This window comes from Sphingobium sp. L-44 (assembly GCF_056859495.1).
Genome location: NZ_JBSXOQ010000093.1, coordinates 110,627 through 132,048, shown reverse-complemented (window position 1 = coordinate 132,048; position 21,422 = coordinate 110,627). Strand labels below are relative to the sequence as shown.

The 21,422-nt window shown below is 65.4% G+C and carries 21 protein-coding genes; 4 read left to right on the top strand and 17 right to left on the bottom strand.

Annotation, left to right across the window (positions count from 1 at the left end; all coding sequences use genetic code 11):
• Positions 1-15: 15 nt before the first annotated feature.
• Complete coding sequence (truB, locus tag AC13EK_RS13530; RefSeq protein ID WP_069336744.1) at positions 16-924, bottom strand: tRNA pseudouridine(55) synthase TruB; 909 nt, start codon at positions 922-924, stop codon at positions 16-18.
• A 61-nt stretch (positions 925-985) separates the two neighbouring features.
• Between truB and AC13EK_RS13525 the strand changes: the two genes are divergently transcribed.
• Entirely contained in the window at positions 986-1,681 is a 696-nt protein-coding gene (locus tag AC13EK_RS13525) for an HAD family hydrolase (protein ID WP_037491156.1), read from the top strand.
• 3 nt (positions 1,682-1,684) lie between these two features.
• Here AC13EK_RS13525 and AC13EK_RS13520 read toward each other — a convergent pair whose 3' ends face one another.
• From AC13EK_RS13520 to AC13EK_RS13460, 13 genes are all read right to left on the bottom strand, one after another.
• The gene (locus tag AC13EK_RS13520; RefSeq protein ID WP_170828665.1) at positions 1,685-2,236 is read right to left on the bottom strand and encodes a GNAT family N-acetyltransferase; all 552 of its coding nucleotides are present in this window, start codon (positions 2,234-2,236) and stop codon (positions 1,685-1,687) included.
• The gene (locus AC13EK_RS13515) at positions 2,233-2,811 is read right to left on the bottom strand and encodes a thymidine kinase (protein WP_004211282.1); all 579 of its coding nucleotides are present in this window, start codon (positions 2,809-2,811) and stop codon (positions 2,233-2,235) included. Before AC13EK_RS13515 ends, AC13EK_RS13520 begins: the two co-directional genes overlap by 4 nt.
• Before the next feature lie 191 nt (positions 2,812-3,002).
• Positions 3,003-3,899: an alpha/beta hydrolase family protein gene (locus AC13EK_RS13510; protein ID WP_069336745.1), complete on the bottom strand. Its 897-nt coding sequence runs from the start codon at positions 3,897-3,899 to the stop codon at positions 3,003-3,005.
• Between the two features lie 20 nt (positions 3,900-3,919).
• Positions 3,920-4,309, bottom strand: a complete 390-nt coding sequence (locus AC13EK_RS13505) for a type II toxin-antitoxin system VapC family toxin (protein WP_069336746.1) — start codon at positions 4,307-4,309, stop codon at positions 3,920-3,922.
• A complete protein-coding gene (locus AC13EK_RS13500; protein ID WP_069336747.1) occupies positions 4,309-4,578 on the bottom strand; it encodes an AbrB/MazE/SpoVT family DNA-binding domain-containing protein in 270 nt (89 codons plus the stop codon). Before AC13EK_RS13500 ends, AC13EK_RS13505 begins: the two co-directional genes overlap by 1 nt.
• A 31-nt stretch (positions 4,579-4,609) precedes the next feature.
• On the bottom strand, positions 4,610-5,008 hold the full coding sequence (gene rbfA / locus AC13EK_RS13495) for a 30S ribosome-binding factor RbfA (protein ID WP_069336748.1): 399 nt from the start codon (positions 5,006-5,008) through the stop codon (positions 4,610-4,612).
• Between the two features lie 150 nt (positions 5,009-5,158).
• Entirely contained in the window at positions 5,159-7,786 is a 2,628-nt protein-coding gene (gene infB / locus AC13EK_RS13490; RefSeq protein WP_069336749.1) for a translation initiation factor IF-2, read from the bottom strand.
• Positions 7,787-7,795: 9 nt separating this feature from the next.
• Complete coding sequence (locus AC13EK_RS13485; protein WP_010337417.1) at positions 7,796-8,509, bottom strand: DUF448 domain-containing protein; 714 nt, start codon at positions 8,507-8,509, stop codon at positions 7,796-7,798.
• 63 nt (positions 8,510-8,572) lie between these two features.
• The gene (locus AC13EK_RS13480) at positions 8,573-8,806 is read right to left on the bottom strand and encodes a tautomerase family protein (RefSeq protein WP_069336750.1); all 234 of its coding nucleotides are present in this window, start codon (positions 8,804-8,806) and stop codon (positions 8,573-8,575) included.
• Between the two features lie 6 nt (positions 8,807-8,812).
• Entirely contained in the window at positions 8,813-10,387 is a 1,575-nt protein-coding gene (nusA, locus tag AC13EK_RS13475) for a transcription termination factor NusA (RefSeq protein ID WP_004211271.1), read from the bottom strand.
• 13 nt (positions 10,388-10,400) lie between these two features.
• Complete coding sequence (gene rimP, locus AC13EK_RS13470; protein ID WP_017499896.1) at positions 10,401-10,925, bottom strand: ribosome maturation protein RimP; 525 nt, start codon at positions 10,923-10,925, stop codon at positions 10,401-10,403.
• Positions 10,926-11,070: 145 nt separating this feature from the next.
• Positions 11,071-11,889, bottom strand: coding sequence for a proline dehydrogenase (locus tag AC13EK_RS13465; protein WP_277788120.1), 819 nt, complete (start codon positions 11,887-11,889; stop codon positions 11,071-11,073).
• Between the two features lie 23 nt (positions 11,890-11,912).
• Positions 11,913-13,028 carry a GNAT family N-acetyltransferase gene (locus tag AC13EK_RS13460; protein ID WP_069336752.1) on the bottom strand — a complete coding sequence of 372 codons (1,116 nt, stop codon included), beginning with the start codon at positions 13,026-13,028 and terminating at the stop codon, positions 11,913-11,915.
• Between the two features lie 161 nt (positions 13,029-13,189).
• Between AC13EK_RS13460 and AC13EK_RS13455 the strand changes: the two genes are divergently transcribed.
• A complete protein-coding gene (locus AC13EK_RS13455) occupies positions 13,190-14,338 on the top strand; it encodes a PQQ-dependent sugar dehydrogenase (RefSeq protein ID WP_069336753.1) in 1,149 nt (382 codons plus the stop codon).
• An 8-nt stretch (positions 14,339-14,346) separates the two neighbouring features.
• Positions 14,347-15,033, top strand: a complete 687-nt coding sequence (locus AC13EK_RS13450; protein WP_069336754.1) for a pentapeptide repeat-containing protein — start codon at positions 14,347-14,349, stop codon at positions 15,031-15,033.
• A 6-nt stretch (positions 15,034-15,039) separates the two neighbouring features.
• On the opposite strand, the gene AC13EK_RS13445 is transcribed toward AC13EK_RS13450, so the two are convergent.
• Positions 15,040-15,861 carry a hypothetical protein gene (locus tag AC13EK_RS13445; RefSeq protein ID WP_069336755.1) on the bottom strand — a complete coding sequence of 274 codons (822 nt, stop codon included), beginning with the start codon at positions 15,859-15,861 and terminating at the stop codon, positions 15,040-15,042.
• The gene (locus tag AC13EK_RS13440; protein WP_069336756.1) at positions 15,855-18,395 is read right to left on the bottom strand and encodes a TonB-dependent receptor; all 2,541 of its coding nucleotides are present in this window, start codon (positions 18,393-18,395) and stop codon (positions 15,855-15,857) included. Before AC13EK_RS13440 ends, AC13EK_RS13445 begins: the two co-directional genes overlap by 7 nt.
• Before the next feature lie 201 nt (positions 18,396-18,596).
• Between AC13EK_RS13440 and AC13EK_RS13435 the strand changes: the two genes are divergently transcribed.
• Complete coding sequence (locus AC13EK_RS13435; protein ID WP_069336757.1) at positions 18,597-19,709, top strand: NADH:flavin oxidoreductase/NADH oxidase; 1,113 nt, start codon at positions 18,597-18,599, stop codon at positions 19,707-19,709.
• Between the two features lie 32 nt (positions 19,710-19,741).
• Here AC13EK_RS13435 and AC13EK_RS13430 read toward each other — a convergent pair whose 3' ends face one another.
• A complete protein-coding gene (locus AC13EK_RS13430) occupies positions 19,742-21,373 on the bottom strand; it encodes a CTP synthase (RefSeq protein ID WP_010337427.1) in 1,632 nt (543 codons plus the stop codon).
• Positions 21,374-21,422: the final 49 nt, after the last annotated feature.

Genomic DNA, 21,422 nt, shown 5'->3' with positions numbered 1-21,422 from the left:
GGCTTCCTTTCGTATCTAGAGATTGAAGCCGCGCACCACCCGGATCTCCGGGCCACTGGACTCCACCAGCGCGACGGGCGTATCGCCCAACATCGCCAGCAGGAGACCGGTGTGCGGTTTCCCCATGAGCATCTTCCCCTGTCGGAGTGCCAATGCTTCATCGGGAGAGACTGCAAGAGCCGGGATATCGTCCAGCCCTGCCGTCAACGGGAGCATAAGCTCGCCGATGTCGCCGCCCCTAGCAGCTTCGTCCAGTTTGTCCAGCGAAATCGCGGTTTCCAGGGTGAAGGGCCCGGCCTTGATCCGCCGCAACATGGTGACATGGCCGACCGTGCCGAGCGCCAGCGCGATGTCGCGGGCGAGGGAGCGGATATAGGTGCCCTTGGAGACATGGGCGGTGAGGGTGACGGAGGCGAGCGCGCCCTCCTCCTGTTCCTGCCCCGCGATCGCCAGCGCATGGATCGTCACCGATCGCGTCTTCATCTCCACCTGCTCCCCCTTGCGGGCGAGGTCATAGGCGCGCTGGCCGTCGATCAGGATCGCGCTATAGGCGGGGGGCGCCTGCTCGATGGGGCCGGTGAAGCGCGGCAGGATGGCTTCCAGCTCGGCCAGCGTCGGGCGCACGTCACTTTCCGCAATCACCTTCCCCTCCAGGTCGAGCGTGTCGGTCTGTGCGCCGAAGGCGATGGTGAAGTCGTAGATCTTGTCGCTGTCGAGCATCCGGCCGGCGAGCTTGGTCGCCTCGCCGATCGCGATCGGCAGCACCCCGGTCGCCAGCGGATCGAGCGTGCCGCCATGGCCGACCTTCCATTTCTCCGTGCCGCCCAGAACCTCGCGCTGGGTCCGCAGCGCGCGCTTCACCGCGCTGACCGCCTGGGTCGAGCCAAGGCCATGGGGTTTGTCGAGGATGATCCAGCCGTGCATGGCGGCGGGCCTTATATGTCCCGCCTTGGCGTGTCAGCCTTTAATGCGCTATTCCGGCGCCATGACGATCAAGCTCATCTGCCTCGATGCCGACGATACGCTGTGGCACAATATGCGCCATTTCAACGCGACCCAGGACGCGCTGACCGATATGTTGCAGCCCTTTGCCGATGTCGATGTGACGCGCGAACGGCTGATCGCCTGCGAGATCCGCAACCTGCCGCTCTATGGCTATGGCGCCAAGGGCTTTACCCTGTCGATGATCGAGGCGGCGGTGGAGCTGGCCGGCGATCAACTGTCGACCGCAATGATCCAGGACATATTGGCGGCGGGCCGCGCGCTGCTGGCCCATCCGGTCGAGCTGTTCGACGGGGTGGAGGAGACGCTGGAGCGGCTGGCGGACATCGGCCCGCTGGTGCTGGTGACCAAGGGCGACCTGCTGCACCAGGAAAGCAAGCTGGCCGCGTCGGGCCTGGGCGACCTGTTTTCCGGGATCGAGATCGTCAGCGACAAGAAGGTCGACACCTTCCGCACCCTGTTCGCCCGCCATGGCATCGCGCCCGAACAGGCGGTAATGGCCGGGGATTCGATGCGGTCGGACATATTGCCGGCGCTGGAGGCCGGCGCCTGGGCGGCGTTCATCCCGCAGGAGGGCGCCTGGTCGCACGAGCGGGCGCAGCCGCCGATCGGCGCGGCGCGCTATACCCAGTTGGAACGGCTGGGCGAACTGCCCGACTGGATTGCCGGCATCAACTGAAGTTCAGGCGGCGCGGGCAGCCCATTCGTCGGCAAGGATCGAGTAGATCACCGTGTCGCGGACATGGCCGGTCCAGGTGATGCGCTGCTTGCGCAGCACGCCTTCGCGCACGGCGCCCAGCTTCTCCACCGCCTTTTGCGAGCGGATGTTGCGGGCGTCGACCCGAAGTTCGATGCGATGGAAACCGCAGGCCAGCGCCCGGCCGATCAGCAAGGGCTTAATCCGGCTATTGAGACCGGTGCCGCGGGTGGCCGGCGTCATATAGGTGAGGCCGATTTCCAGCGCATTGTCGGCGGGATGGACATTGAGGTAGCCCGACATGCCGACCGGCTGGCCATCCGCCAAGATCAGGAAGGCATTGCGGTCTGCGCTGGTCAGCGTCGCGTCGAAGGCGGCATCGAAATCCGGTCCAGCAAAGCGCACGGGATAGATATCCCATACCGGATCGTCGACCGGACAAATCCCGCGCAAGGCTTCGCGATGATGGTCGGCCAGCTGCTCCAGATAGAGGCCGGGCGCTTCGATCGGCGCCAGCAGATCGTCCATCCGGCTCATCCGCGCATCTGCTCGACAAAATGGCGACGGCACAGCGCGACATAACGGTCATTGCCGCCAATCTCGGTCTGGGCGCCCTGGCGGATCGCGCGTCCCGACGCATCGACACGCAGGTTCATCGTCGCCTTGCGGCCGCAATCGCACACCGTCTTGATCTCGGTCAGCGCGTCGGCGAGGCCAAGCAGATGGGCACTGCCCTCGAACAATTCCCCCTGGAAATCGGTGCGCAGGCCATAGCAGAGGACGGGAATACCGAGGCTGTCGCTGACCGCGGCGAGTTGCCAGACCTGATCGCGGGTCAGGAATTGCGCCTCGTCCACCAGCACACAGGAGAGCGGCGTCGCGTCATGCTGGGCAGCGATGGCGGCAAGCATGTCGACGCCCGGCTCGAACAGATGCGCCTGTGCCTCCAGCCCGATGCGCGAGGCGATCCGGCCATGGCCGAAGCGATCATCGACCGCCGCGGTCCACAGCATCGTCGCCATGCCGCGCTCCTGATAGTTGAAGCTCGACTGCAGCAGGGTCGTCGATTTGCCCGCATTCATCGAGCTATAATAGAAATAGAGCTTCGCCATGGCGCCTGCCTTAGAAGCTGATCCCCTCCAGTGGAAGCACCCCCGGTACAACCAGTGACAGCCGTCATCCTGACGGATGTCAGGATCCATTCGGCGCTGCTTTCGCGAGGAAGCGCGGAATGGATCCCGGATCAAGTCCGGGATGACGGCAAAATTACGGTGCGGTTGCGCTGATTATGCTGGCCGGTGCTTTAACGCAGCGTGGGCGCAACGCCAGCCAGGAAACGCACCAGCGCGTCGGCGAGCGCGATCCGCTTGTCGGAGAAGCTGTGATCGGTCGGCCAGACCATCAGGCGGGTGTTGGGATTGGCCGACTGGGCATCCGCCCCCACCTTGCGCGCCATCGCGCCGATACCGCGATCCGCGCCGATGATGGTCAGCGGACGGCGGCCATAGCCGACCAGCTTGCGGCCGAGGTCGAACTTCTGGCCGTCGCCCTTGATCTCGGCGGTCAGGCTTTCATAGCTTGCGCCCGACAGCGGCGGCAGGTCGCCCGCCACCTCCGCCTTCCAGCCCGCCTCCCCTTGGGGCGTTGCGAGCGCGGCCACGGTCTGGGCCGGATCCCAGGGATCGATCAGGAACAGGCCGGCAACGCGCGGTTCGGCGGCCGCCGCCTCCGCCGCCATGAAGCCGCCCATGCTGTGGCCGGCGACCACGATCGCGCTGGTATCGATGCGATATCTGGCGACGGTCGAGGCTTCCTCCAGGAACAGCAGCGCGTTGAACGCATCCTCCGCCGCGTTGGTGAAGGAGAAGATGCCGGGGCTGCCCCATGATCCGCGATAATGGAGGGTCAGGACATTCCAGCCGGCGCGGCGCGCGGCCTGGGCCAGATCCAGATTCTGCTCATTGCCTGGAAAACCGTGCAGCAGCAGCAGGGTCGGATGCACGCCGCTGCCCGCCGCGACATACATGACCGCATTCATCGCCCCCTCGCCCGAGGGAATGACGAACGCGTCCATCCGCGCCGGGTTGGCGGCGTCGGGCACGGGATCGGTGGTGACGGCAGGATGGGTGGCGGGTTCGCGGGCCATGAGCGGCGTAGCCGCGCAGGACAGAAGCGCACAGGACAACCAGAAAGCCCGCATGAAATTCCCCACTCTAATTCTTATGCCAAAGTAATGACGGCAACGGGCGGGGAATCCCCTGCCCGTTTTTCGATCCGCTGGTCGAATGTCACAAAGGCATCCGCGTCGCCAGCCATGGACAGATGCATCATGTCGGCAAAGTCTGCGCCGGCAGCGAAGCGATCCAGCACCCAATCCATATTGGCAGGCAATCCGATCGCTTCGGGCAGGTCGATGACGTCCCGGAATGCGGCTTCGATCCGTTCGCGCGACCAACTATAGCCGGCACGCAATACCCATTCGGTTTCGACAGCGACGGTCGGAAGCAACACGAATCCCAGGCTGATCCGGTCCGCCGCCACAGCCGCCTGCGCAAGATCGTCCCCGGTCAGGAACCGCACCAGCACATTCGTGTCGATGGCTGCGACCATCAATCCTGCCGGTCTCGAAACATCTGCGCGATCGCCTCGTCCATCTCCTCGATGGAAACCGGCGGGCCTTGATGCTGGTAGCGCGCCCTGATCCCGGCCATGATCTCGTCAAAGCTGCGGCCGGACTTCTTGTACTGCGGCTTCAACAATATGCCGCCGCCCATCGGCACGACATCCAGCACCTGCCCCGGCGCAAGCCCGAGCTGGTCACGGACATCCTTGGGGATGACGACCTGGCCCTTGGCCGACAGGGTGGTCTTGGCGTTCATTGCGGTAAGATGCGTCTTACCGCGTCATGAGTCAATCTTCGCTCTCATCCTGCTCTAGGTCGCGCGCGACCTTGGGGTCGCGGAGCAGCTTGTCGATATGGCTGCCCTCGTCGAAGCTCTCGTCCGACAGGAATTTGAGCCTCGCCGCATATTTGAGGCGGATGCGGTGCGCGACTTCGCGCTGGAGATAGGCGGTGTTGGTGCGCAGCGCCTTGAGCACCGCTTCCTCATCCTTGCCAAGCAGCGACTTGATGAAGACGGTGGCGTGGCGCAGGTCGGGCGACATGCGCACTTCGGTGACGCTGACCACATGCTGGCTCAGCACATCGTCATGCACGTCGCCGCGCTGGAGAATGTCGGAAAGGACATGGCGCACCTGTTCGCCGACGCGCAGCAGGCGGACAGAGGGGCCTTCGGGCTGATTGGACATAGTCAATAACTCCCCCTCCCCGGCCGGGAGGGTGCAGGTTGGATGGTGAGCGTAGCGGGCACGGCCGAATAGCGAAAGGGTGGAAGCGATTGCTTGCACAATCGCACCCACCCCCGGTCCTTCCCCGAAGGGAAGATCGTTCGCCTTGATTTACAGCGTGCGTGCGCGCTCTTCGACTTCGAACAGTTCGAGCGTGTCGCCCGGCTTGATGTCGTTGGTGTCCTGCAGGACCGCACCGCACTCCATGCCGGCGCGGACTTCGGAGACATCGTCCTTGAAGCGACGCAGCGACGCGATGTTGGTGCGCGACACGATGACATCGTCGCGGGTAAGGCGCGCGGCCAGACCCTTGCGGATGATGCCGTCGAGGACGAGCAGACCAGCCGCCTTGTCCTTCTTGCCGGCCGGGAAGACCTGCAGCACCTCGGCGCGGCCGACGATCGTCTCGATCCGTTCGGGGGCGAGCTGGCCAGCCATTTCGCCGCGAACTTCCTCAAGCAGGTCGTAGATCACGTCATAATAACGCAGGCTGATCTTCTCGCGCTCGGCGAGCTGACGGGCCTTGGCATTGGGACGGACGTTGAAGCCGATCAGCGGCGCGCGGCTGGCAGCTGCCAGCGTGACGTCGCTTTCGGTGATCGCGCCGACACCCGAATGCAGGATGCGGACCTTGATCTCGTCGGTCGAGATGCGGTTGAGCGAGGACACGATCGCTTCGACCGAACCCTGCACGTCGCCCTTCACCACCACCGGATATTCGATGACCTTGGTGTTCAGCGCCGAGAACATATGCTCGAAGCTGGTCGGGGCAGCCGTGGTGCGCTTCTTGGTCGCCTGTTCCTGACGATAGGCAGCGACTTCGCGAGCGCGGGCTTCATTCTCGACGACGGTGAGCTGGTCACCGGCCATCGGCACGCCCGACAGACCCAGAACCTCGACCGGGGTCGAGGGACCGGCGGCCTTCACCTGCTGGCCCTTGTCGTTGATCATCGCGCGGACCTTGCCGCTTTCCGAACCGATGACGAAGGTGTCGCCGATCTTCAGCGTGCCCTTGCGGACCAGCACGGTCGCAACCGCACCACGGCCCTTGTCGAGCTGTGCCTCGATCACATTGCCTTCGGCGTCGCGATCGGGGTTGGCGGTCAGTTCCATAACCTCGGCCTGGAGCAAGATCTTGGTGATCAGTTCGTCAAGGCCGGTCTTCTTGAGCGCCGACACTTCCACGTCCTGGACGTCACCGCCCATGTCCTCGACCACGATTTCCTCGCTCAGCAGGCGCTCACGCACCTTCTGCGGGTTGGCGTCGGGCTTGTCGCACTTGTTGATCGCGACGATCATCGGCACGCCAGCAGCCTTGGTGTGGTTGATGGCTTCGATCGTCTGCGGCATCAGGCCGTCATCGGCCGCCACCACGAGGATGACGATGTCGGTGACGTTGGCGCCACGGGCACGCATTTCCGAGAAGGCTTCGTGGCCCGGCGTGTCGAGGAAGGTGATGAGATCACCGCTCTTCGTCTTCACCTGATAGGCGCCGATATGCTGGGTGATGCCGCCGCTTTCGCCGGCCACCACGTCGGTGCCGCGCAGCGCGTCGAGCAGCGAGGTCTTGCCATGGTCGACATGGCCCATGATGGTCACGACCGGGGCACGGGGCTTGAGCGTTTCGGGTGCGTCAGCCTCGCCTTCCATGCCGATTTCAACGTCGGCATCCGACACGCGCTGGATGCGGTGGCCGAATTCCTCGACCAGCAGCTCCGCCGTATCCTGATCGATCGGCTGGTTGAGCGTGACGGCGGTGCCCATCTTGAACAGGGCCTTGACCAGGTCCGCACCCTTTTCGGCCATACGGTTGGCCAGTTCCTGCACGGTGATGCTTTCGGGCACCACGACATCGCGGCTCTGCTTCTCGCGCGGCTGGCTGCCGCCCGAATAATGGGCACGACGTTCCTTCTCGCGAGCGCGCTTGAGCGCGGCGAGGCTGCGGGCACGGGCGCTGTCGTCGTCCGCAAGCGCGCGGGTGACGGTCAACTTGCCGGACTGGCGGCGATTATCGTCGTTGCGCTTGGCACGATCGGGCTTCGCCGGCTCGGGGCGCTTGACCGGCGCGACCGGGGTGAAGCGGCGCGGCGGCGGCATGGTCGAGCTGGTGGTCGCCGGCGCGGCGGGCGCAGCCGGGGCGGCAGCGGCAGGCTCGGCTGCAGCAGCCGGCGCGGCCGGGGCCTCGACCGGCGCAGCCGGCTTGGCGGCTTCGGCGACCTTGGCCTGCTCGGCGGCTTCGGCAGCCTTGGCGGCCTCGACCTCGGCATTTTCGGCAGCCTGGCGATTTTCCTCGGCGCGGCGCTTTTCTTCCTCGCTGGCGGCAAGGCGTGCAGCATCCTCACGGCGGCGCGCATCTTCCAGCGCGGCCATGCGGGCTTCCTCGGCCTCGCGCAACAGCTTGGCCTGCAGTTCCTGACGCGACATCAGGCTCTGCGGCGGCGCCTGGCGCACGGGGGCGGGCTGCGGCGCGCGCTGCTGCGGCGCAGGCGCGGCGGGACGGGGTGCGGCCGGCGCTGCGGGCGCGGCCGGCGTCGGATCAGCCTGGGGCGCAGCAGCGGGGGCGCCGCCGGTGCTTTCACCCGGCTTGCCCATGGGGACGCGGCGCCGCTTCACCTCAACCACGACCGTGTTCTTGCGGCCATGGCTGAACTGCTGCTGCACCTGACCGGACTCGACCGTGCGCTTGATCCCCAGCGGCTTGCGGCCCAGAACCGGCTTGTCTTCGTTGCTGTCACTCATCGACTATGTTTAACCCTTCACATCATCATCAGCCGGCGCAGCCGCCGACGCATCATTCCATGCAGCCTCATGCGCCTGCGCATCGGCGGAGTCCTGCTCCCCATGCACCGGCGCCCCGGTAGCGCATCCCAGATAGCTTTCCAAGCGGCCCAGAGCCGCACGCAGGCGCACTGTCGCCCGCGAGTCGGTCACCGCGATATGGACGACATTGTCGCGCCCCATTGCCATAGATAGGGCGTGCCGGTCCACAGGCAAGACGATGCCCGCAAGATCCGTGCCTTCCGCTTCCTGTCCCACGCGCAAGGCCTGGTCCAGTTTTCGATTGCCGTCCGTGCCCGCATCGGCGGCATGGAGCAGCATTTTCACCATGCCCTTGCGGCATGCGACGTCGATCTTTTCCGATCCGGTCAGCAGCATGGAGGCGCGAGCCTCCAGCCCCAGGCGGCTGAGCAGATCCTGCCGCAGCCCGGCCTCTACCAGATCGGGAAGATTGTCGGGAATTTCAAGAGCGCCTTCCTTGAAGGCGCGGGCGAGTGCGCCCTTGAGCTTGCCCTTGGCCAGCGCCGTTTCCAGCTCGGCCCGCGACACGCCGATCCAAGCGCCCCGGCCCGGCGCCTTGGCGCGGACGTCGGGCATCACCTGCCCTTCAGGGCCGATGGCCAGGCGGATCAGCGTTTCGGGATCGGCGCGGTCGCCGCTCAATATGCATTTGCGTTCGGTCATGCGCGCCCCTCCGCCAAAACGGACAAAAGGGCAAGACCAACGCTGTCGAGTAGGCTTATTCTCTCATCGGGGAGTGTCCGCAGCATTGGCGTCCTCCCTGGCTGGAGAAATTGCGCGGTCGGCGATCAACTGACCGCCGGCCGCATAATTTTCGGTCGAGACTTCCGAGATCACGATCTGGACGGCAGCCGCCGGCTTTCCCAGCCGCTCCACGAGCGACTGGGTGACGTCAGCAACGATCGCGGCTTTCTGCTCGCGAGTCGCGCTACCGGCCAGGCGGATGTCGACGAAAGGCATGTTGGCTTACGCTTCCTCGCCTTCGAACCAATGGGCGCGGGCGGCCATGATGATCTCATTGCCCTGCTCGTCGCTCAGACCATAGGCGGCCAGGATGCCACCCTTGTCCTCATTGCCGCTGTCCGACTTGCGACGACGCTGGTCGACGCGCTTCTTCTGCACCAGTTCGTCGGTGGCGAGGTCGGCGAGATCGTCGAGCGTCTTGACGCCGGCCTTGCCGAGCGTGACCAGCATCGCTTCGGTGAGGTGCGGCATGTCGGCCAGCGCGTCCTCGACGCCCAGTGCCTGACGCTCTTCACGGGCAGCCTGTTCGCGACGGTCGAGCGCTTCCTGCGCGCGGCTCTGCAGCTCGGCAGCCAGATCCTCGTCGAAACCTTCGATCCCGGCCAGTTCCTCGACGCTGACATAGGCGACCTCTTCCAACTCGCCAAAGCCTTCGGCGACCAGCAGCTGCGACAGCGTCTCGTCGACGTCCAGCTCGTTCTGGAACATTTCCGAACGGCTGACGAATTCCTTCTGGCGCTTCTCGCTGGCGTCGGCCTCGGTCATGATGTCGATCGCCTTGCCGGTCAGCTGGCTGGCGAGGCGGACATTCTGGCCGCGGCGGCCGATGGCGAGCGACAGCTGATCGTCGGGGACGACGACTTCGATGCGTTCTTCTTCCTCGTCGATGACGACGCGGGCGACCTGGGCCGGCTGCAGCGCGTTGACGACGAAGGTCGCGGTATCTTCCGACCAGGGGATGATGTCGATCTTTTCGCCCTGCATTTCCTGCACGACGGCCTGGACGCGGCTACCCTTCATGCCGACGCAGGCGCCGACCGGATCGATGCTGCTGTCACGGCTGATGACGCCGATCTTGGCGCGCGAACCCGGATCGCGGGCGGCGGCCATGATGGTGATGACGCCATCATAGATTTCGGGCACTTCCTGCGCGAACAGCTTCTTCATGAATTCGGGGTGCGCGCGGCTGAGGAAAATCTGCGGACCGCGATTTTCGCGGCGCACGTTCAGCACGACCGAACGGATGCGGTCGCCGACGCGGACGACTTCACGCGGGATCTGCTGGTCGCGGCGGATCACGCCTTCGGCGCGGCCCAGATTGACGACGACATGGCCGAATTCGACCGACTTGACGACGCCGGTGATGATTTCACCCACGCGGTCCTTGAACTCGTCGAACTGACGCTCGCGCTCGGCGTCGCGGACCTTCTGGAAGATCACCTGCTTGGCCGACTGGGCGTCGATGCGGCCCAGGTCGATCGCGGGCAGCGGATCGACGATGAAGTCGCCGACCACGGCGTCCTTCTTCAGCTTGGCGGCCTGCTTGAGGTCGACCTGCTTGAAATAATCCTCGACCACCTCGACGACTTCGACGACGCGCCACAAGCGCAGGTCGCCGCTGTCCGGGTCCAGCTTGGCACGGATGTCATTCTCGGCGCCGTAACGGGCACGGGCGGCGCGCTGGATCGCATCTTCCATCGCCTCGATGACGATCGCCTTGTCGATCATCTTCTCGCTGGCGACGCTGTTGGCGATCGCGATCAGCTCGGCCTTATTGGCGGAAATGGCGTTGGCCATGACGATAAAACCCTTATTCCTCGGTTTCGAACTCGTCCGCCCCATCGGAGGAGAGCGGCATGGTAGCAGAAATCAGTGCATCGGTCAGCATCAGCTTGGCATCGCCGACCAGCGCGAACGGGATGGTGACATCGCCGGCCTTGGCATCCTGGAACAGGATATCCTCACCCTCGACGCCCTTGAGGATGCCACGGAAGCTCTTGCGCCCCTCGACCACTTCGGTCGCGGCGATCTTCGCCTCATGGCCCGCCCATTCGAGAAAATCGTGCAGGCGGGTCAACGGCCGGTCGATACCGGGCGAGCTGACTTCCAGACGATAGGCTTCCTCGATCGGGTCGACTTCATCCATCACGTCGGACAGGCGGCGCGAGATGGCGGCGCAATCCTCGATGACCAACTGCTTGGTCTTGGGGTCTTCGGCCATGATCTGCAGCGTATATTCGTCGCCCGATCCGAACAGCTTGATGCGCACGAGGTCGAACCCCAGGGCCTTCACCTCGGGCTCGATCAATGCGGTCAGTTCGGCGATGTCCGCCATGAATACTCCAGAAAACAGATAAGCCTGCTTGTTGCCGCCGCAGGCTTGGTGCCTACGACCCTGACATGTGTGACGATGTAAGGAAGCAATATCCATATAGGCAGGTTGCCAATGACCTGCAACATCTTTCGTAAAATGCGCTATTTCAGGGGTCTGCGCGCCCCATCCAGTCGCGCCACATCCACGCCAGCAGATAGGGCCGGGCCAGCGCCCGGTCCAGCGCATAGGGAATCCAGCCGGGGCCGAACGGCACATAGAGGCGCACCGGCACCCCCTGCCCCCGCGCCACCGCCCGGCAACGACGGCCCGGCAGGCCCCGCAACTGCTCCAGGCTGCACGGCGTGCCGGCGTTGCGCAGCAGGGCCAGTGCCCGGTCGGCCAGCGCGGGGCGATGGGTGGCGATCGCGACCGGCGCCACGCGTCCGGCCAATGCTTCGACCAGCGTCAGATAGGCGGCATCGGGATCGACGGCATCGCCCGCCGGGTCGGGCCATTCACCGCGCACGAGCCGGACCGGCGCGCTGCTGTCGCGCAGCCGGACCGCATCGGCCACGCTGCGCTGCCAGCGGGCGGGTAGGACGATGCCGGTATCGGGAAAGTCGGGCAGCAGCCGTTCGACCGCCGCCAGCGTCTCGTCCGCATCCTGCGGACCATGAGCGTCGAACACCAGCGACAGGCCGGACTGGCGCGCAATCTGCGCCAGTTCACGCAGGCTGACCGGATCGAAACGCAGCGGCGGCGCTTTCACCGACAGGCTGAGGTCCAGGCCGCGCGCGCGCTGTGCCACCCGCGCATAGGCGGCCATGATCGACGAGGGATCACCCCCCGCCCCTTCGAAATAGCCGATCGTGGTGGCAGCGCCGGCGCGGGCCTGTTGCCGGGCGATCGCCACGGCATGGGGGGCATCGGGCGCCGGAATGACCCGCCCCAGCGCAGCCGGAAGAGCATAACGCGTGTCCCGCAACAGGCGCCAGGCCGCCCCGCCCCTCACCGCCGCAACAGCCGTTGCCGCGACCAGACAATAGCGTCCGCCGCAAAGGCCGCCGCGCCGCGCAGATTATAGGGATAGGTGCGCAACTGGACGCAGTCATGCTCCGTCTGGGTCCAGAGCTTGCGAATCCAGGGTTCGGCGACGCCGAGAAATTCGAAACTGTGCAACCGCGCCTGCGCCGCCCAGCCAATGGCATGGAGCATCAGCAGCACGCCGGGCGAACAGGCGTTGAAGGTGGCGTCATGGCCGATCTTGAACAGCCAGTAGCGGCCGTTCCACAACACCGCCATCTGCATCGCGATGGCCCGGCCGTCGATCCGCAGGAAGGAGATGCGCAGGTCGCCGCGCTGTGCCACCGCGCGGAAGAAAGCGCGGAAGATCGCCGCCTGGCGCGGGTCGGTGGCGATGGCGGTGCCCGCCTCGCTCTTCCAGCCCAGCGCCTCGACCGCGACAGCCTCGTCGAACAAGGCATCGAAATTGTCCGCGTCCGGCGCCAGCGTCTCGCACCGGAGCGGGCCGCACCCTTCCGCCTTGCGCCGGGCGCGACGGAAGTCGGAGCGGCGGCCGGCGTTGAAACGGCTTTCCGGGTCGCGCCAGCCCTCATCCAGCGCGATATGGGGACAGGCCATGGCCGGCCGCACGACCAGCCGCCCGCGCCGCCGCACCGCCCGCGCCAGTGCGGGGATCAAGGGCGACCCGGCCGAAATGCGATCGAGCAGCAAGGGATGCGGCAAACGCGCGATCGCGCCGGCCAGCGCATCTGCCGCCGCCGTCCCGTTGCACAGCATGTCGCCAGGTTCATAGGTTTCGCGCGCGCCGATCATCCGCCAGCGGGCCAGTGCGCCACCATCGCGGCACAGCGGCAGCAGCGCGACCAGATCGGCGCCCGCCCAGACCGTCATGATGCGGCTCGGCCCGGCAGCAATCAGGTCGTTCAGCGTGGCGGCGAACAGGCGGGTCTGGGTCGGCCAGTCGGCGCGCGCCTCCAGCCTTTCCCAGGCGCGGGCAAGCGCGCTCGAATCCAGCGCGTCGGCAAGGCATAGCGGCTCGACGCGCAAGGCGCCTGCCTGCGCGCACGCAGCATCGAAATCCGATACGCCGTGCAGCACCATATTCCCCCTCTTGCCGCCCCGGTCTCTAGCGGCAGAAGCTTAAGAAATCGGCAGATCGCCGATGAGGCTTGCATCCATGCCCGCATCCGGTGGAGGATGCGGGCATGGAACCCCCGCCGAAAATCGGCTTTCCCCCGCGAATATTATAACAGGAGTTTCCCATGCTGCGCGTGATGGCCGTCACTCTCCCCCTCGCCCTGCTGGCCTGTTCAGCCGACGATGCGACCGGCCAGAATGCCGGTGCGACCGCCGGGGAAAAGCCGTTCAAGACATCGGTGATCGCCGATTTCGAATCGCCCTGGGCGATGACCTTCCTGCCCGACGGGCGGATGCTGATCACCGAAAAGGCCGGTGAGATGATCCTGTTCGATCCGAAGAACGGCACCAAGATTCCGGTCGCCGGCATCCCCAAGGTCGATAGCGAGGGTCAGGGCGCGCTGATGGACATCGTCCCCTCCCCGACATTCGCGCAGGACAAGAAAGTCTATTTCAGCTTTTCCGAGGTCGGCCAAGGCGATCGTGCCGGCGGCAAGGGCGTGGCGCTCGCCACCGGCATCTTCGACCAGGCGAGCGACGGCACGACCAGGCTGGCGGACGTGAAGGTCATTTTCCGCGCCAGCGACTATGTCGAGGGCAATGGCCATTATTCGGGCCGCATCGCCTTCTCGCCCGACGGCAAATATCTCTTCTTCACCAATGGCGAGCGACAGAAGTTCGACCCGGCACAGGACCCCAAATCGACCCTGGGCAAGGTGCTGCGCCTGAACCTCGACGGCACGCCGGCGGCGGGCAATCCGCTCAGCGCCAAGGGCTTCAACCCGGCGGTCTGGTCCTATGGCCATCGCAACCTGCTGGGCATCGCCTTCGACAAGGACGGGCGCCTGTGGGAACAGGAAATGGGGCCCAAGGGCGGCGACGAGGTCAATCTGATCAAGCCGGGCCTCAACTATGGCTATCCGCGCGTGTCGAACGGCGATCATTATGACGGCCGCGACATTCCCGATCACAAGCCCGGCGACGGCTATGAGGCGCCGAAGGTCTGGTGGAATCCGGTGATCTCGCCGGGCGGCCTGATCTATTATTCGGGCGACCTGTTCCCGCAGTGGAAGGGATCGCTGTTCATCGGCGGCCTGTCGAGCCAGTCGCTGGTGCGGGTGAAGCTGGACGGCGAGAATGCGGAAAAGGCCGACCAGTGGGACATGGGCGCCCGCATCCGCGAGGTCGAACAGGGGCCGGACGGCGCGCTGTGGCTGCTGGAGGATGGCGGCAAGTCGCAGGGCCGCCTGCTCAAGCTGACGCCCAAGGCATAGACGGCGGCATGACCGACATGGATCCCCTGCCCGCGCGCAACGGGCAGCAACTGGCGCGCGCCGACATCATTGCGCTGGCGGGCACGCCCCATGCCCTGATCGACTGCGACTTGGAGGAGGCGGAGCTGGCGCAGCTCGACCTTACCGGCTGGCAGTTCGAGCGCTGCAACCTGCGCAATGCCGATCTGGCCGGCGCCATGCTGGAGCGCACGCGCTGGCAGGGCTGCCGGGGCGGCGGCGCGAATTTCACCGGCTGCGACCTCAGCGACGCGGTGCTGACCGGATGCGACTTCAACAATGTCGTGCTGCGGCGGGCGCGGCTGGAGGGCGCGCGGCTGGCCCAGTGCAAGCTGACCGGCGCCGACCTGTCGGACCTGCGCGCGCTGGAGATCGAGATGGCGGAATGCCTGCTGATCGACGCGCGCCTGCCCGGCCTGTCCTTCCGCAAGCAACGGCTGAGCCGCATCGATTTCTCGCAGGCGGACCTGCGCAAATGCGATTTCCGCATGGCCAGTTTCGAAGGCTGCAGCCTGCGCGAGGCGATGCTGGACGGTGCCCGGTTCGAGGGTGCCGACCTGCGCGGCGCGGACATAGGCGGCGTCCATCTCGGCGATGCCAGCCGCTTTCGCGGCGCCACCATCTCGCGCGACCAGGCCGGCGAACTGCTCGCCGAACTGGGGCTGAAGGTGCGCTGAGCCGTCCTATCGGACCGGCGGCATCTCGCTCGCCACCATCTCGCCAGCACCCCGGCCGATCGACCAAAGGCGGCGCGGCGCCTTGGGATCCCAGTCGATCGCCTGGCCCGGCGTGGCAATGCCAATCGTGCCGACATGCTCCAGCACCGATCCCGCCTCGGGCAGTTTCAGCGCATAGACTTCGGGCCGGTCATGCCCGGTGGCGTAGATCAGGCCGTCTGCGCCCCAGCTAAGGCCGGAACAGCTTTTGGGCGCGAAGCGGGCCAGCACGTCGGCCGGGAACGCCCAGCTTGCCTCCGCCCGGAAAGCATCGTCCATCCGCACCAGCAGCGTATAGCGATAATCGCGCCCCGGCTCGCCGCCCTTGCCCTCATAATTGGCGAAGACCGCCCACCATTTGTCGGCATGCCGATCCATCACCGTCAGCGATCCGGGGCCAAAGCCCAGGCTGACACTGCGGACATGCTTCAGCGTCTTCGTGTCGAAAATCTCGACCGCGCTGGTCTGCGGCACGGCGGGATAGTTGGACGCGGCACAGACCAGTTCGGCGCCGACCACGGTGCAACTGTTCATGTGCGGATAAAGGCGGCGCTCCCCCTGCCACTGGGCGACGCGCTGGCCGTCGGCAATGCGATATTTGCCGATCCGGTCATTGTCGATCGCATAGACATGGGTGCCGTCCGACGCCGCGCCCTGATGCGCTTCCGGCGCCTTGATCCGCAGGCCGACCGGCGAAGGTGGCGGCGAAGGCGCATCTACTGGCGCCTGCGCGATCGCCGCACCGGTCAGCGCCAGCAGCGCGGTTCCGACAAGCAGCGTTCTTACCATTTGACCGAGGCCCCGACATAGAAGGTGCGACCATAGCGTTCATTCTGGATCACCCAGTCGCGCACGCCGCCCTGATATTGGCGGGTCGGCTCGTCGGTCAGATTCTGCCCTTCGGCAAAGAGGCGCACATTCTTCGTCACATCCACCCCGATCTTCGCGTCCAGACGACGCAGATCGTCATTATACTGGTCATTGAGGCGGATATCACCCGCCGACAGCAAGGCGCGGCCGGTATGATGATAGGCGACCGACGCTTCGACGATACCCTTCTGATAGAAGAGCTGCGCGCCCCAGAGCAGCTTGGACTGTTCGGGGAAGGCGACGGTGCCACGGTCGGGCATGCGCAGGCTGGAGTCGATCAGGGTGAGGTTGAGGTTCATGCCGAGACCCGAAAGCAGGCCCGGCAGGAAAGTGAACTGCTGCTGCCAGGCAGCTTCCAGGCCGATGATATCACCCGTGTCGGCGTTGCGCGTCTGGCTGAAATTGATCCGGTCATAGGCGACGCCGCCAAAGCTGCCGTCATTGATGGTGTAGCTTTGTGTGAAGATCGGGTTGCGGATGAACTTGGCGAAGGCGCCGACGCTGATCAGGCCGCCAGGCGCGAAATACCATTCGGCCGACATGTCGAGATTGTCTGCGACATAGGGCTTGAGCGCCGGATTGCCGCTCGACACGCTGATCTCGTCCGCGCCCTCCACCGTGACGGTGCCGCCCGGCGACAGGTCGGCATAGCTGGGCCGGCCGATGCTGCGCGAATAGGCAAGGCGGAAGACGGTATCGTGCGACGGGGTCACGCGCACCACCAGGCTGGGCAGCCAGTTGGTATAGCGAGTGCGGCCCGATGTCGGGCGGACGACGTCGCCTTCCAGCAGATAGCCGTCAATGTCCAGGTCGGTCCGCTCGACCCGCAGACCGCCCGTGACCGACAGCGCGCCAAAGTCCAGATTGGCCATGGCATAGCCGGCATAGACATTCTCGCTGAGGTCGAAATCGCTCAGCGTTTCATTGGCCAGGCTGGTCGCTTCGTTGAGCACGAACTGCGCGCCGCCCAGCTTTCCCTGGGTATAGGCATCGACAAGGTCGGCATCGATCACCGGGCCGAGAAAATAATTGCGGCCATCGCCCAGCTTCACGATGACGGTGTCGCCAGACAGGCCATCCAGGGTGAAGCGGTTGGCGCTGCTGCCGCGCCCATAGACGTCATTGGAGGAATCGAAGCGCTTGTCGGTCCAGCGGCCATTGGCGCCGAACTTGACGAAGCTGTTCTGGCCGATCGTCGGCAGCTTGCCGGTGAGGTCGAGCCGGCCCTGCCATGTCTTTTCCAGGCCATATTCATCCTGCGCCGAATATTGGCGGAAGCCCAGGTCCGACGGATCGAGATAACCGTCGACCGGCACGGCGCTAAACAGCTTGTCCGAAAAATCGACCGCGACCGCGCCGGGATTGCCCCGGAACTGCCAGAGCTGATTGGGTTCGATCACTTCGTTGCGGGTACGTGCCGCGCCGAAATCGAGCGACCAGTTGTCGGCCAGCGCGGCCGTGCCGCCGGCCATGAAGGACAGGACCGACTTTTCCTTATATTCCAGCCGCAGGTCGGAACGCTGCTCGCTGGTCGAGGCAATGCCGGTCAGGCCATTGGCGTCCCAGTCGATATCGGAGAAATCGAGGCGGAAGCGCTGACGATATTCATCCTCGGAGAATTTGGAATAGATGCCGCGGACATAGAGCTGGACGCTCTCGCCGCGCCAGTCGAACGAGCCGGCCGCACCGATCCGCTCGCGCTTGAGGCGATAGTCATTATATTTGATGTTGACCGGCACGGCGCCGCGCGCGGCATCGGCGTCGGGCGTCCAGTCATCGGGATAGATGCCATAGCTGGTATAGGTGCGGTCGGAATAGCTGGCGCCCAGCAGGATGCCGAACTGTTCGTCCGCGCCGAAGCGGGTGCCGATGGTGACATCGCCCTTGATCGGCTGGTCGCCCTTGCGCAGTTCCTGATAGCCGACCTGCCCGTTCGCCTGGAAGATGAAGCGATCGTCGAAGTCGAAGGCGGTCTGGGTGACGAGGTTGATGGTCGCGCCGATGCCCTGGCCGGTCAGGTCGGCGGTTTTCACCTTGGCGACCTCCACCTGCTTCAAAAGCTGGCCCGACAGGATGTCGAACGGCAGGCGCCGGTCGAGCCCGTCGGGATTGCCGATCTCGAAGCCATTGATGGTATAGCCGTTGAGGCTGGAGGGCACGCCGCGCACCGCGACATAGCGTCCCTCGCCCTGGTCATATTGGACGCCGACGCCGGGCAGGCGCTCGACCGCTTCGGCCACATTCTTGTCGGGAAGCTGGCCCATATCATCGGACGCGGTCACATCGACGATGCCCAGCGCTGCCCGCTTCTGGTCGATGGAACGCTGCAACTGCGCGCGCTGGCCGGTGACGACGATGCCGCCTTCCTCCTCGGGCAGCGGCTGCTGCGCATGGGCGGTGCCGGCGATCGCGAGTGCGAACAGGCTGATGGATGCCGCAAAAATCCTGGTCATGATCGAGTCCCCTCTGGTCGGGGTCGCGATTAGGAAAGCTGCGCGACAGCGGCGTTTCCGAAGCGCTGCACCGCGATGACCGATTGATGACATTTTGAAGACCGGACCATCTTGCGACCGCGAGAGACGCCCCCTTTCGGCCGCCCGGCCGGCTTCCTATCTTGCGGGCCTTCTCTCCCTCTCCCACTTCTGGAGACCTGCATGAGCGCTCCCAAGCTGTTCCAGCCCTTCGATGTCGGCGGCCTTGCCCTCGACAACCGCATCGTGATTGCGCCGATGTGCCAATATTCCGCCGTCGACGGCCAGATGAACGACTGGCACCTCATTCATCTGGGCCAGCTTGCCCTGTCGGGCGCGGCGTTGCTGACGATCGAGGCGACCGCCGTGCTGCCCGAGGGGCGGATCAGCCATGCCGATGTCGGCCTGTGGGACGATGCGACGCAGGCGGCGATGCAGCGCGTGCTGGACGGCGTGCGGCGCCATAGCGACATGCCCATCGCGATCCAACTCGGCCATGCCGGGCGCAAGGCATCGACGCAGGTGCCATGGCAGGGCGGCGCGCAGATCGCGCCCGATGCGGTCAATGGCTGGCAGACGGTCGCCCCCTCCGCCCTGCCCTTCACGCCGGGCACCCATGCGCCGATGGCGCTGGACAAGGCCGGGATCGACCGGCTGCGCGACGCCTTCGTCGCGGCGGCAAAGCGGGCCGATGCAATCGGTATCGATGCGGTGCAGCTGCATGGCGCCCATGGCTATCTGCTGCACCAGTTCCTCTCGCCGCTCTCCAACCAGCGCGACGATGATTATGGCGGCAGCCTGGAAAACCGGATGCGGTTGCCGCTGGAGATTTTCGACGCGGTGCGCGCCGCCCTGCCCGCGCACAAGCCGGTGACGATGCGCGTGTCGGGCACCGATTGGGTCGATGGCGGCTGGGACATCGAGCAGACGGTCGCATTTGCCAAGGCGCTGGAGGCGCGCGGCTGCAGCGCCATCCATGTGTCGAGCGGCGGCCTCGACCCGCGTCAGGATATTCCGGTGGGTCCAAGCTATCAGGTGCCGCTGGCCCGCGCAGTCAAGCAGGCGGTCGACATGCCGGTGATCGCCGTCGGCCTGATCACCGATTTCGAGCAGGCGGAGGCGATCATCGGCACCGGCGACGCCGACCTGATCGCGATCGCCCGCACAATTCTCTATGATCCGCGCTGGCCCTGGCATGCCGCCGCCCATCTGGGCGCATCGGTGAAGGCCGCGCCGCAATATCTGCGCTGCCAGCCGCGCCAGTATCGCCATCTCTTCGACACGCCGAAGGGCTGAAACGAGAAACGGGGCCTTCCGGCCCCGTTCTTTTATACCAGCCGGCTCTGCTTGACCGCCGCTTCGATGAAGCTGGCGAAGAGCGGGTGCGGGTCGAACGGCTTGGACTTGAGTTCCGGGTGGAACTGCACGCCCACGAACCAGGGATGGTCGGGCCGCTCGACGATTTCGGGCAGCGTGCCGTCCGGCGACATGCCCGAGAAGATCAGGCCGCCCTTTTCCAGCGGTTCGCGATAGCCGGCATTGACCTCATAGCGGTGGCGGTGACGCTCGCTAATGTCGTTGCTGCCATAGATGCCGGCGACGACGCTGTTGCCGGCAAGCTTGGCCGGATAGGCGCCCAGACGCATGGTGCCGCCCAGATCGGTCTCGGCGGTCCGCTTCTGCAGGCCTTCCTTGCTCATCCATTCGGTGATGAGGCCGACGACCGGCTCGCTGGTTTCGCCGAACTCGGTGGTCGAGGCATTCTCGATCCCCGCCGTGTTCCGCGCGCCTTCGATGCAGGCCATCTGCATGCCAAGACAGATACCAAAGAAGGGCACGTCGCGTTCGCGCGCGAACTTGACCGATGCGATCTTGCCTTCCGACCCGCGCACGCCGAAGCCGCCGGGGACGAGAATGCCGTGCATCGGTTCGAGGCTGGCGGCAAGGTCGTCGCCCTTCTCGAACAGTTCGGCGTCGATCCACTTGATGTTGACCTTCACCCGGTTGGCAAGGCCGCCATGGTGCAGCGCTTCGTGCAGCGACTTGTAGGCATCGAGCAGGCCGACATATTTGCCGACCACGCCGATCGTCACTTCGCCTTCGGGGTTGAGCTGGCGATCCATGATATCGGTCCAGCGGTCCATCGACGGCGCGGGCGCATCGGTGATGCCGAAGGCGCGCAGCACTTCATTGTCGAGACCCTCGGCATGATATTGCTCGGGCACGGCATAGATGCTCTTGGCGTCGAGCGCCGGAATGACCGCCTCGGGACGAACGTTGCAGAAGAGGGCGATCTTCTTGCGCTCGCTCTCGGGCAGCGGATGCTCGGCGCGGCACAGCAGGATGTCGGGCTGGATGCCGAGCGAGGTCAGTTCGCGCACGCTGTGCTGGGTCGGCTTGGTCTTCAGTTCGCCCGCCGCCGCGAGATAGGGCACCAGGGTCACGTGGACGAAGATCGACTGGCCGCGATCCAGATCATTATGGAGCTGGCGAATCGCTTCCATGAAGGGCAGCGATTCGATGTCGCCGACGGTGCCGCCGATTTCGCACAGGACGAAGTCCAGATCGTCGGTCTCCGCCGTGGCGAACGCCTTGATCTCGTCGGTGACGTGCGGGATGACCTGGACGGTCGCGCCCAGATAGTCGCCGCGCCGTTCGCGCTGGATGATGGTCTGATAGACCCGGCCCTGGGTAACATTGTCCGACTGGCGCGCCGACACGCCGGTAAAGCGTTCATAATGGCCAAGATCGAGATCGGTTTCCGCCCCGTCGTCGGTCACATAGACTTCGCCATGCTGATAGGGCGACATCGTGCCCGGATCGACGTTGAGATAGGGGTCGAATTTCCGGATTCGCACGCGATAGCCCCGCGCCTGCAACAGCGCTGCCAAGGATGCGGCCATGAGGCCCTTACCAAGCGAGGAGACCACGCCGCCGGTGATGAAAATATACCGCGTCATGGGAGAAGAGGCTTAGCCTTATACAAACGAGTTGAGCAAGCGCGCGAAT

What these genes read in the sequence shown, in the direction of transcription:
- truB (WP_069336744.1), bottom strand. Translation starts at nt 924, where the DNA reads ATGCACGGCTGGATCATCCTCGACAAACCCCATGGCCTTGGCTCGACC.
- AC13EK_RS13525 (WP_037491156.1), top strand. Translation starts at nt 986, where the DNA reads ATGACGATCAAGCTCATCTGCCTCGATGCCGACGATACGCTGTGGCAC.
- AC13EK_RS13520 (WP_170828665.1), bottom strand. Translation starts at nt 2,236, where the DNA reads ATGAGCCGGATGGACGATCTGCTGGCGCCGATCGAAGCGCCCGGCCTC.
- AC13EK_RS13515 (WP_004211282.1), bottom strand. Translation starts at nt 2,811, where the DNA reads ATGGCGAAGCTCTATTTCTATTATAGCTCGATGAATGCGGGCAAATCG.
- AC13EK_RS13510 (WP_069336745.1), bottom strand. Translation starts at nt 3,899, where the DNA reads ATGCGGGCTTTCTGGTTGTCCTGTGCGCTTCTGTCCTGCGCGGCTACG.
- AC13EK_RS13505 (WP_069336746.1), bottom strand. Translation starts at nt 4,309, where the DNA reads ATGGTCGCAGCCATCGACACGAATGTGCTGGTGCGGTTCCTGACCGGG.
- AC13EK_RS13500 (WP_069336747.1), bottom strand. Translation starts at nt 4,578, where the DNA reads ATGAACGCCAAGACCACCCTGTCGGCCAAGGGCCAGGTCGTCATCCCC.
- rbfA (WP_069336748.1), bottom strand. Translation starts at nt 5,008, where the DNA reads ATGTCCAATCAGCCCGAAGGCCCCTCTGTCCGCCTGCTGCGCGTCGGC.
- infB (WP_069336749.1), bottom strand. Translation starts at nt 7,786, where the DNA reads ATGAGTGACAGCAACGAAGACAAGCCGGTTCTGGGCCGCAAGCCGCTG.
- AC13EK_RS13485 (WP_010337417.1), bottom strand. Translation starts at nt 8,509, where the DNA reads ATGACCGAACGCAAATGCATATTGAGCGGCGACCGCGCCGATCCCGAA.
- AC13EK_RS13480 (WP_069336750.1), bottom strand. Translation starts at nt 8,806, where the DNA reads ATGCCTTTCGTCGACATCCGCCTGGCCGGTAGCGCGACTCGCGAGCAG.
- nusA (WP_004211271.1), bottom strand. Translation starts at nt 10,387, where the DNA reads ATGGCCAACGCCATTTCCGCCAATAAGGCCGAGCTGATCGCGATCGCC.
- rimP (WP_017499896.1), bottom strand. Translation starts at nt 10,925, where the DNA reads ATGGCGGACATCGCCGAACTGACCGCATTGATCGAGCCCGAGGTGAAG.
- AC13EK_RS13460 (WP_069336752.1), bottom strand. Translation starts at nt 13,028, where the DNA reads ATGGTGCTGCACGGCGTATCGGATTTCGATGCTGCGTGCGCGCAGGCA.
- AC13EK_RS13455 (WP_069336753.1), top strand. Translation starts at nt 13,190, where the DNA reads ATGCTGCGCGTGATGGCCGTCACTCTCCCCCTCGCCCTGCTGGCCTGT.
- AC13EK_RS13450 (WP_069336754.1), top strand. Translation starts at nt 14,347, where the DNA reads ATGACCGACATGGATCCCCTGCCCGCGCGCAACGGGCAGCAACTGGCG.
- AC13EK_RS13445 (WP_069336755.1), bottom strand. Translation starts at nt 15,861, where the DNA reads ATGGTAAGAACGCTGCTTGTCGGAACCGCGCTGCTGGCGCTGACCGGT.
- AC13EK_RS13440 (WP_069336756.1), bottom strand. Translation starts at nt 18,395, where the DNA reads ATGACCAGGATTTTTGCGGCATCCATCAGCCTGTTCGCACTCGCGATC.
- AC13EK_RS13435 (WP_069336757.1), top strand. Translation starts at nt 18,597, where the DNA reads ATGAGCGCTCCCAAGCTGTTCCAGCCCTTCGATGTCGGCGGCCTTGCC.
- AC13EK_RS13430 (WP_010337427.1), bottom strand. Translation starts at nt 21,373, where the DNA reads ATGACGCGGTATATTTTCATCACCGGCGGCGTGGTCTCCTCGCTTGGT.